Origin of the sequence: Tolypothrix bouteillei VB521301, assembly GCF_000760695.4 — a bacterium.
GTDB classification, from domain to species: Bacteria; Cyanobacteriota; Cyanobacteriia; order Cyanobacteriales; family Nostocaceae; genus Scytonema; species Scytonema bouteillei_A.
Map to the genome: position 1 here is coordinate 866,561 of NZ_JHEG04000001.1, position 11,263 is coordinate 877,823.

The 11,263-nt window shown below is 39.4% G+C and carries 7 protein-coding genes; 1 reads left to right on the plus strand and 6 read right to left on the minus strand.

Features of this window, described 5'->3' with window-relative positions; all coding sequences use genetic code 11:
- Positions 1-20: 20 nt before the first annotated feature.
- The 5 genes from HC643_RS03265 to HC643_RS03285 all read right to left on the minus strand — a co-directional run bounded on the left by HC643_RS03265 (position 21) and on the right by HC643_RS03285 (position 5,458).
- On the minus strand, positions 21-533 hold the full coding sequence (locus HC643_RS03265; RefSeq protein ID WP_038081167.1) for an acyltransferase: 513 nt from the start codon (positions 531-533) through the stop codon (positions 21-23).
- A complete protein-coding gene (locus tag HC643_RS03270) occupies positions 524-1,843 on the minus strand; it encodes an ABC transporter ATP-binding protein (RefSeq protein ID WP_038081170.1) in 1,320 nt (439 codons plus the stop codon). Before HC643_RS03270 ends, HC643_RS03265 begins: the two co-directional genes overlap by 10 nt.
- A 16-nt stretch (positions 1,844-1,859) precedes the next feature.
- Positions 1,860-2,702 (minus strand): ABC transporter permease, encoded by an 843-nt coding sequence (locus HC643_RS03275; RefSeq protein WP_038081172.1) that lies wholly within the window; start codon positions 2,700-2,702, stop codon positions 1,860-1,862.
- Between the two features lie 22 nt (positions 2,703-2,724).
- A complete protein-coding gene (locus HC643_RS03280; RefSeq protein ID WP_038081202.1) occupies positions 2,725-3,153 on the minus strand; it encodes a hypothetical protein in 429 nt (142 codons plus the stop codon).
- Positions 3,154-4,147: 994 nt separating this feature from the next.
- Entirely contained in the window at positions 4,148-5,458 is a 1,311-nt protein-coding gene (locus HC643_RS03285; RefSeq protein ID WP_038081173.1) for a glycosyltransferase family 4 protein, read from the minus strand.
- Positions 5,459-6,990: 1,532 nt separating this feature from the next.
- On the opposite strand from HC643_RS03285, the gene HC643_RS03290 reads away from it, so the two are divergent.
- Positions 6,991-9,147: a GumC family protein gene (locus HC643_RS03290; RefSeq protein ID WP_038081174.1), complete on the plus strand. Its 2,157-nt coding sequence runs from the start codon at positions 6,991-6,993 to the stop codon at positions 9,145-9,147.
- A gap of 82 nt (positions 9,148-9,229) precedes the next feature.
- Here the strand turns inward: HC643_RS03290 and HC643_RS03295 are convergent, their stop codons facing one another.
- Positions 9,230-10,822 carry a helix-turn-helix domain-containing protein gene (locus tag HC643_RS03295; RefSeq protein ID WP_038081175.1) on the minus strand — a complete coding sequence of 531 codons (1,593 nt, stop codon included), beginning with the start codon at positions 10,820-10,822 and terminating at the stop codon, positions 9,230-9,232.
- Between the last annotated feature and the right edge of the window lie 441 nt (positions 10,823-11,263).

An 11,263-nucleotide genomic window follows, 5' to 3' on the forward strand; every position in this document is an offset into this window, starting at 1 on the left:
TTTTAGGGTTTCTTGGCTGTTTAACTCAAGTGACTGGCTATCATTTCCAACTTTTGGCAGCGATCGCGAACATCGCCTATTTTCTTAGCTGGTACTCCTACAACAATGGCGTAGTCAGGAACATCATCAGTAACAACAGCCCCTGCTCCAACAATTGCTTTTTCTCCAATTGTGACTCCAGGAAGAATGGTAGCATTACTTCCTATAGAAGCACCATGCTTGACCTTGGTTTTAACTACATACCAGTCATCAGCTGTTTTTAAAGTGCCATCCTCATTAGTAGCGCGGGGGTAAAGGTCGTTAGTAAACATTACCCCATGACCGATGAAAACTTCATCTTCGAGCATGACACCTTCACACAAGAAACTGTGTGATGAAATTTTACATCGACTGCCTACTTCAACATCTTTTTGAATTTCTACAAAAGCTCCTATCTTGGTGTCATTGCCGATGGTGCAACCGTAGAGGTTAACAAGGTTAGAGTGAAATATCTTAACATTTTCACCCAACTTTACATCATGATTTATTGCCATTTATTCACCTTTTCATGACTAAATGTGATGGATTTGTGCGTTGTCCAAATAGAGTCTTCCAAATAAAGGCACTCATCAGATTGCCATGGATACTCTTGCCGCTCAATACTGTGCATGCTAACTTCAAACGGGCAAATTTCTCTGAGATTCTCAAGTAAAGTTTCGCTACGGCGTTCGGAAAACCATGTTGTTAAGGTATATGAACCCATGTAGAGCCGGAACTTTGGTATTTCACACCTGAAAATAAAAGTTCCTGGCTCTCGATAAAAAGGAGCATCGGGTTCGGAAAACCAGAAAATACAAATAGGCTGTTGAAAAGCATTAACGACTTGAAAAGAGAACCACAGACTTTCATGAGGTTGAGTGACATGTAGGGCAAACTCAAAGATAATAGGTTTTCCCCAGCAGTGAATACCATCTCCTTCAGAAGTGTGTACTCGCGCCCAAGCTACATGATTGCCTGTTTTTGTTAAAGGAGCTTCGTAGTAAGCTAGTTGTTCGTCAGCAAGTTTTTGACCTGCAAGATATAATTTTACTGCTTGTTCGGTATTCCCATCGTATTGAACTTGTCCTTTAGAAAGGAGTATGCATCGCTTGGTCAGTTGGGCAATAGCCTGCATGCTATGGCTGACAAATAAGACTGTCCGCCCTTCTTTTGTTGCGACATCTCCCATTTTTCCAAGACATTTCTTTTGAAATGCTGAATCTCCCACCGCTAGGACTTCATCTACAATCAAAATTTCAGGCTCTAAATGAGCAGCAACGGAAAAAGCAAGACGCACATACATCCCAGACGAATAACGTTTTACTGGCGTGTCTAAAAACTTTTCTACTTCGGCAAAAGCAACAATTTCATCAAATTTCTTCTCGATTTCAAATTTGCTCATACCCAAAACAGAACCGTTCAGGTAGATATTCTCTCGCCCGGTGAGTTCCGGGTGAAAGCCCGTACCAACTTCCAGTAAACTTGCGACTCGTCCTTGGATAGTGATTCTTCCGTTTGTTGGTTCGGTAATTCTGCTTAAAACTTTAAGCAGTGTTGATTTTCCTGCACCGTTGCGTCCAATCACACCGATGGCTTCACCTTGTGAAATTTCAAAACCAACATCCTTCAATGCCCAAAACTCTTCACGAGTAGCATTAAGTACTTTTTTCTCAGAAGGTTTGAGAAAGCTTTTAGCGAGAGTCTTAGCTCCTGTAGCAATGACATCTCGCAGAGCTTTATAACGGTAGCGACTGGTATTTTCTTCCTGGTGGCTGATGATATATTTTTTACTTAGATTTTCTACGCTAATAATTGTGTCAGACATCTGCTTTACTCCTTAATTAAATGACGTCAGCAAACGTCCGTTCCATTTTGCGGAAGTACCAAATGCCAGTCACTAGTACTATGGCTACTAATGCCACAGATAGAATGAATCCTGGCAAATACAGTTTTGATTCTCCACCTAAAATTGCCCAACGAAATCCATCAATCACACCGACCATTGGATTTAAAGAATATAGCAATCGCCACTTTTCTGGAACAATACTGCTACTAAAACCCACAGGCGATATGTAAAGACCAAATTGGACAATAAACGGCACAATGTAACGAAAATCTCGGTATTCGACATTTAAAGCAGCCAGCCACAATCCCGCTCCTATGGCTGCTGCAAATGCGATCGCGACGAACAAAGGCAGTGTTAAAATTCGCCAATCTGGTACAAAGTTGTACCATGCCATTAAGCCAAGCAGAATTATGCCAGAAACCATGAAGTCTACAAAACTGACTATGACAGCACTAACAGGCACAATCAGACGTGGAAAATAGACTTTAGACACAAGATTGGCATTCACAATTAAGCTATTGCTGGATTCACTAAGTGCATTGGCAAAAAATTGCCAAGGTAACATAGCAGCAAACACCAGAATCGGATATGGCGCACCTTGAGAAGGTAATTTAGCTAAGCTACCAAAGACTACAGTGAACACAACCATTGTTAAAAATGGTCGGATCAGTGCCCAAGCAAGACCAATTGCAGTTTGCTTGTAGCGTACTAAAATATCGCGCCAAGCAAGAAAATAAAAAAGTTCTTGATAGCGCCATAAATCTTGCCAGTACTGGCGCTCGGTACGTCCTGCCTCAATCACTAGTTTTGGTTTAGAGGCAATCTCTTGATGCCGCATAAATTATCGTTGCCTCAATAACTTAACTCATAAACTTATAAGCATTGATGTTTCTATAGGTGAGAAAACGAGCTTGCCTGCGAGTAAACTCTCCTACGGAAGGGTTCCCTTGAGGGGAAATTACTCCAGCTGCTTGTTGCCAAAGCTCTGATGGTGCCAATGACACTTCATAAGTACGGCGATCCCGCTTGCGGACGTGATACCATTTTGTTGCCTGACATTGCTGACACCAAAAAGCTTCTAGCCACTCTCCGTCTAGAGGAACTGCTGTCTGATTGGCGACTAACAGGATTGCATTGCGTCGGCTTATGCCTCTAGCTTCTAATTGACCCGAGCGATCTGCGTATAGTTGATATTTAGAACTCATACTATCGAGATAACAACTATGGGTTGGACAGTAAATAGCTCGTCTTTTTGAACGTTTTCGATTTCGATCGCACCTTCTCTGCAATTTGACCTCCCACGGCAATAAAAATAAGGAAGGTTACGTTGGATAGACCGAGATCAAAATGACCATCAAAGCCCAGAGCCGAAATTTACTAAAGATTATTTAATTCAAAGATTTAGCTATTGTTTTAGCTTTGTTTTTATTTTTGGAATTTTCAATCTTTCCAAAATATTTTGCGGTGTTTTGTTTTGTTATTTTTGTCTGGTTTTTCTCTCACAAAAATTATAAGAACATTATAAAAGAATTTTCTAAGGATACTTACGTGTATTGTTTAATTCATGTGAATTTTTTGCGTTTATTAACAAGAAAAATGAAGAGTATGTAAATTAATACTAATAAAATTATTTATGACTTTTTCGCCCTGCTTTTAGTAGTTTATGTATGACTCTTATCTGATTTTTGAAATACAAATAAGGGATACACCTTCGTGTAAGGGGAAAGCGTATGGATAGGAGTGGTGTTGGACATCCCCTACCACAAGAGCCCTTTGGCGGACAATGCCTACCCTACAGTACTCAAAGCTTGTCATAAATTCTTGGTGATTCCAATAGTAGCATTTTAAATTTAAAATTTTAGCAAAAGTAAAATAAAACTATTTTCATATTTGTTACATAAAATTATGTAGTTTTATTTGTGAGTTAGTTTTGAAGTTCAATAATTATTACCATTGCTAAAATTTAGCAATGCTTCATTATAAATTTATAAAAAAAACAAACCAGGAAATGGCAGAATTTGTTCGCCTCATAAATACCATATAAAAATCCTATCTAATTTTTGAAATATAAAGGAGCCACCCTCATACGTGGAGAACCTACGTTGAGAGGAGTGGCGTTGGCAATAACTACAACAGGGGTCTTTTGATATGCAATGTCTCTTGCCCTACATGACTTAAACTTTTGTTGTTCTACGTCACGAAAACAATGATTGGGGTTTGCGTATAGCTCTATGCTTGGGAGTATCTCTTTAAGGAGATACCCTTTGGATACAAAATGTCAGTTTAAAGTACAACTTTCTCCAAAACCTTCAAATACTGCTGGGAAATGATTTGAGCAGTAAAATGAGATTGCATATACTTACGACCTGCCATACCCATACTCTTTGCAAGCTGGCGATCTTTACTCAACAAGCGAATAAACTGAGCTAAACCTTGACTATCTCCATTTTCAAAAACACCACCACAGTTAGCATCTGCTATCATCTGCCATAAATACGAGCGTTTAGAGCAAATCACTGCCATTGGTCGTCCAGTTGCTAACGCAGGATACACCTTGCTAGGAGCAACTAGACTTTCCATACCCGCACCTACACTAACTAAGGATAAATCACAAGCCGTTAAGGAATAGGGCAGCACTTCTTTGTCTTGATATGGTAGAAATACCATATTATCTAGTTTTAAGCGATGTGACTCTCTAAGTAAATCCTCACCTTTTGCGCCACTACCAATAAACACAAACTGAATAGGCTCATCTTTTAAAAGCTTTGCTGCTTCTAGGATCGTATTCATATCATGGCAGCGCCCCATATTTCCTGAGTAGAGAACAGTAAACTTTTCAACTAGCTTATGCTTCCAGGCAAACCAGTTTTGCTGCTTGGGTATAGGCACAATCAAGTTGGGGTTTCCCCAACTGTGAATGACAAAAACTTTGTCTGCTACTTGCGGGCAATGAGATACTATCCGCATTTTCATAGCTGGGCTTAAAACTATAATGGCTTTAGCTTTCAACCAAATCTTTTTGTTGATAGCCCGCCAAAGCTTTGCCAACCAATGATCCTTAGATATCACTCCCAAGGAAATCGCAATATCTGGGTACAGGTCGTAAAGTATACAAATATAAGGCAGTCGGAAGAAAGTTTCTGCTATGTATCCCAGAATAATCGAAAATGGAGGAGCTGTAGTTAGCAGCAAAACATTACAACGCTGGCTTGTCTTAAACAAATGGAGTATTGCTCGCAAAGTGAATAAGACTCCACTAATAGCTTTGCCACGAATTCGGCCCAACCACAACTGAGCCGATCGCGATCGCTGAATGAAAATTCGTTCAAATTGTTCAATGGCTGGTGCAGAAGCGTCCTTAAAAGCATAGCCCGGTTGACTTGTGAAAACCTCAACCTCTACACCTTGCTGTCCTAAGTTTTTAACGAGTTCCTCAATTAACTGTCCGGTAGCAGCATAGTCGGGTGGAAAGAACTGGGTAATGACAGACAACCTAATGCTCTGTTTGCTCTTAATAGAGTCTTGAGTTTTACCTTCTATATAAAAAGAGCTTGACTGTAATAATTTTTCATTGATTCGATCTCTGGGTGTCATTGAATCCGTCCTTGAAAAAGTTTGTAATAATCGAGGTGCAAAACTCTATCAATTAAGTGGAAAATACCTGGATTTTGCTACCCCTTGAAGAATTCGTTGGAGAGTGTATTTTACGACTTCCTTTCTCTCAAAACATGACTGAAAGATGTGAAGTAAGTCTCAATACGACTTGGTCAAGAATTGTCTGCACCACAAAAAACACGGTTTCTTTTAGAAACGGGGTTTTTGTTCTGGCTTATCCAAGCAGTATTGGGATGACAAGTGCTTGCTTCACAAAAATCGCTAATTTTAGAGTGGGAAGGGAGTTAGGGCTTACGCATCCTCAACGGTATTGTGGGAGTTTCATACGTTGAGCATCTCCCATAACACTTCTTAAAAAGGGTGAGTGTGTGTCAATCCTAGGAGCAAGCGGACAAAAAGAGTTTGCGTTTCACATATGAGTCTAACTAAGTATAAATTACGACTCATGCATTCACACAAATACTCACAGATTTGTTCTGCGATCGTACTGTGTCAAATATCTATAAAGGTTGTTTAAAGCTTCTGCGAAATGTGTAATATGCACTTCTTACCATTGCATAGATACACTTTCTCCGGCAATCGGTTCTCTTCATTGTTCCAGACCACAAATCAAAAGAGAGATCCGTTGGATAGACTGAGATCGAAACGACCCTCAAAGCCGAAATCCTAAACTTACAATAGACTATTTAATTTAAATGCAAAAACTTACTCTCTTGAAATACTGGTACATCAGCGGTTCTTGCCGCAGTCTCTTCGCAACAAAACCAATATTCCGCCAATATACTTAAATTTTTCCCAAAAATCTAACTCCCTTTAAGTTTTACAGCTATTTTGTCAGATACACAGAGCATATCACAGTTTAACTTTAGTTAGGTATATGGTTATGGATAAAAATAATTTATGTAAATTTACTGAAAACAATTGACAAAACTTTTTCCTACGCTAAAATTAAAATACAAGACATTAAGTGTATTTACGTAGTTTTTTTTATAAAAGACGAATGAAAATAACTAAAATTAATACTTTAAGCCTGAGAAAGGGAGTATGAGACGTTTGAGGATAGTATCACTTAAATCTACACGTTTATGTAAATTTTATCTATTAAATTTGCTTATATTTTACTTTTTTTTACATGGCTTTACTATAGGGAAAAGCTATAAGCTTTTTATCAGCCCTATGGCAGAAATTTAAATTAGAGGAGTTTATTTGCTTGATACTTTCATAACAATAAATTTTTATCTGGTAGTTCACCAAATAAAATTTGAGGAGGTAGAGTTTAGGAAAGAGGGATTTTCATCTTTAGGTTACAGCACACACTTTGCGAGGATTTATCTAGCAACCATGTATCCTAATGTGATATGATTAAATCCTTATAGTTACTCGCTTCAACGCAGTCAACAGTTCGCGAGCATCTGATAAAAGCAGAGTAATTCCTAACTCAGTTGCCGTTTCAACTAGCATTTCCTGTGTTGTGCAAATCCTGTTTGTATTTTTCTAAGCATTAATAAATCATGGAGAATCATTCTTCTCAACCTCTAAGTTCTGAGCAAAATACGAACTTAGTACCTCACCCTCAAGCTTCTCCGTGGTCTGAAGGACAAGGAGAAGATTGGAATTTACGTGAACTGTTAAGTATTGTACGACGACGAGGGCTAGTTATTGCAGCGATCGCCACGGTTGTCATGGGTGCTGTTGTCTATTCAACTTTGAAACAGAAAGCAGTTTATGAAGGCAATTTTAGGCTGTTAGTAGAACCTCTCAATCAAGAAAGTACGTTGTTAGATCTAACCTCTGGCAAACAGAACTCCAACTCAAGTCAGCCCAGCCTGGACTATGATAGCCAAATACAGGTTCTTAAAAGTCCCGGACTGATAACAGGGATTGCAAAGCTATTAGAGCCAGCTTATCCCGCCATCAACTATAATTCTCTTGTCAATTCTCTGACCATCACTCGCTTGGGTGAGACTAAGATTCTAGAAATTCGGTATCGGAGCAACGATCCTAGAGAAATTAAAATAGTGCTAGATCGGGTTGCTGAAGCTTACTTAAAATACAGCTTAGAAGAAAGGCAAACAAGCTTGCGCCAAGGGCTTCAGTTTGTGGAGACACAACTCAAGTCCATGCAGATGCGGGTCGATCAGCTGCAAAAAGAGCAGCAAATTTTTCGACAAAAGTATAAGTTAACCGATCCAGATATCCAAGCAGCGCAAATCAACGAGCGAGCTAGTACTCTAGCTCAACAACGACTAGCAGTCAATCAGCAGTTGGCAACAACTCGCGCCAAATTAACCAGTTTGGAGAAACAAAGTGGAGAGTTAGCAGCGCTCAATGAAGCAACAGTATACCAACAGCTTATAGCTCAGGTGCGTCAGTTAGACACTCAGATAGCAACTGAGTTAACTCGTTTTCAAGAGGACAGCCCACCCGTTCAAGCATTGAAAGAAAAACGCGAAAAACTGGTGCCCTTGTTAAACCAAGAAGCAAAACGTTTTTTAAACGTAGAATTGGCTAAGCTAGTCACTGAAGTAGAGACTTTAGAAGTGCAAAGCCAAGAGCTTGCAAAAGCCGAACAGAAGCTCGAACAGCAACGCAAGCAGTTACCAGTATTGGCACGAAAGTACACGGAATCGCAACGGAAATTACAAGTAGCAACAGAAAGCCTGAACCGTTTTCTCAGTACTCGCGAAGCTCTTCAGATCCAAGTCGCACAGACAGAGCTTCCTTGGCAATTAATTCAAGCACCGATTCAACCAACAAACCCCGTATCTCCCGACATTCGTCGTAGTTTGATAACGGGGTTTGTCCTTAGCTTAGTTTTAGGAATCAGTACGGCACTATTTATAGAAAAAATGGACAATACTTACCATAGTATTGATGCCCTCAAAAAGAAAGTTAAAGAACCGTTATTAGGCGCTATCCCCTTTGAAAAACAAGTTCAAAATGTTTCACCTCGTACTTCTAACCCCAAAATTTCCATCAAGATAGTACCAGATGCCTTTTCCAGGCATCTTCCCGGATTAGCTGTGACGGCTGAACAAAGCCATAACAACTACTCCGCGAATTTCTTAGAAGCTTTGCGCGTACTGTACACAAATATTCAACTACTGAGTTCGGATCGCCCTATCCGTTCCTTAGTCGTTAGCTCAGCAACGCAAGGAGACGGTAAGTCTACAGTGGCATTTCATTTAGCTCAGATAGCAACAGCAATGGGACACCGAGTACTGCTTGTAGATGCGGATATGCGCCGCCCTATGATTCACAGCCTATCCGATCTCAATAACCAATGGGGATTGAGTAACCTAATTTCAGCAAATTTACCAATTGCAGAAGTAATTCGACAACCGTCATTTATCAACCAATTATCTGTAGTCACTGCTGGACCTATACCACCTGACCCAACCAAATTGCTTTCCTCTGAAAAAATGAAACGATTGATAGCAAGTTTTCATAATAGCTTTGATTTGGTGATTTATGACGTTCCTCCTTTAATCGGGTTAGCAGATGCTAGCTTACTAGCACCTCACACAGATGGCATTTTACTGGTAGCGAGAATACATCGCACAAACTGTTTGGTATTGAAACAAGCCTTGGATAACGCCAAACGATCTCGCATGACTGTCTTAGGTCTTGTTGCTAACGGTCAAACAACTAGTTTTAACATTTATTAACTTGAGAAGAGCGAATAGAGACTCAAAGTAGTTACAGCTTGACTTTTGAAAGACCAAGTATTTTCTTGAGGGAAATGGAGTATCAGGCAATACCCAAAACCTTTCGCAGCACAGCTTGGTCTTCTAACTTGGCTTTAAGACGACCGTTTTCCAAATCGCGAATCCAACTTTGGCTTTTACCAGCCAATTTTGCCAATTCTCTTTGGGAAAGATTTAAATTTTGTCTTGCTTGTAGAATTTGATCGCCAAGCAAGAACCCTGCCGTGCTTTTTGACTTTTTTTTGTTCTTAGTAGCAGTTCGTTGTTTTTTGTCTGGTTCAATGGTTTGATGTTCCCACTCTTGTGGTAACTCAAAAGATAATATGCGAGCATTCATGAGCATATTCCACTTACCACGAGGACTTGCATCTGTTATACGGGTATTACCACCTGCATCATTAATCCAAAACTCTAACGCTTCATCTGGATCTTCGGGTATCTCAACTAATTTCGCCCATAAGGGCTGAATTTCAGGTGGATAGGTCACAGGGTCAAATGTCGGTTTCATGCCATAATAGTTAAGGACTTCTAAATCATTTTCAAAAGTCCGCAGCAGCCGTTTGCGTTCTTCCCTCTGTCTGCAAGCAACAGAGATTTTTGCTTCTCCGTAAGCTACCCGCAGTAGGGTAGGGACTGTGATCCGTTGTTCCTTCCCCATTTTGGTTTTAAACAACAGCCATAACATCAGTCGCGCTGTACCTTCATGTTGTTGCCAAATACTCATGACTGTGGTTAACAGGGATTTGGGCAAGCTGCCATATTGATAAAATGCAGTTCTTTCCTTACAACCTTGTTTATTTAAGAAATATTGAGACCAGACACCTGCTCTGACTTTAAAAGTTAACCCAGTTAAATATTTACACCCAATATTATCTTCTTGAAAGTGATGTTGAATGTCTATCAAGTGCCACAGTCGGCTGTCTTCTACAGAAAACCCCTTAATATAACCTTGTTGGGGCCAATTAATGGAAACAATCAGCGAACAAGCTTGTTGTACCAAATTCTTCATCAATGCCAGCTTAGCGCTTTTACTCAAGTCTTTGCGCTTTTCCATACCCAAGTATTTCTCAATTTGGCGGTCATCGATAGCAAATTCTTGTTCCCAAGGCTTATCTAAAGCTGTTACATGAGCAGCAAAAATCAAGTTGATGCAAGCCGCTCTAATATCAAAATTCTCTATTGTTTCTAATTCAGTCAGAAGTTCACCCTTGTTACGGAGTTCGGAGACATGAAAAGAGATTTCTCCCTTTCCTTGATTAACTTGTCTGAAATAACACACTTTTTGAGATTCATCAATTGCCCAAGGTAGCGAAGTTCTTTGAGAAAGAACATTACAAGCTTCCCATATGACTAGTGATGATGCAAATGGATTGGTCTTACCGTTGGCAAATAAATCAGGACTAGTTACTTCTCTAAAGTCAATTTTGCATCGCCCTCTTTTTGCCTGTAAAGGAATGGGCGACTGTGTTGGGCAAACAATTACACATTGAGGTTCGGGGTAATAGCCCTCGCAATTGTTACAAAGGCTAGGATCGATCCAGTATTCATCGTTCTCTAGTTTGATAGCACCAGTAGGACATTGGGGACGGCAATTGTCACATCCAACGCAACTGTTGTTAGGAATTGTATAAGACATATGGCTTCTTCCCACTCTAATCGTTGAGATGTTTGGCTCAAGTCTCCCCTAGATGTGTCCTTTACTCTCTCCACTCTTCACCGCGTTATTTTTGGTAAAAATGGATTTTTTTACCGTACTCATTACCCACATCTTTAATTGGGACTATACATCCAATTGGAAGCTATTTAAGGTTTTTAACCAGAGCCTATTTTTTTAGTTTCCTACTTTATAATATTTCATAAATTTTTCTAAAAATGTGTTCTTAACGAGCTAAAGAAGTTTTAAAAAACTACGCTTAAGAAGTAATTGAATAACACTTTTCCATGTTCGCATCATATAGTTAATAATTGTTAATCTAGAACAATTCGGATAATTAAAATATATCTTTTCATGCAATTATTAATAATATTAATATTTATATTTTTAAATTTTATGTTAAAAAAACAACATTTTTATTTT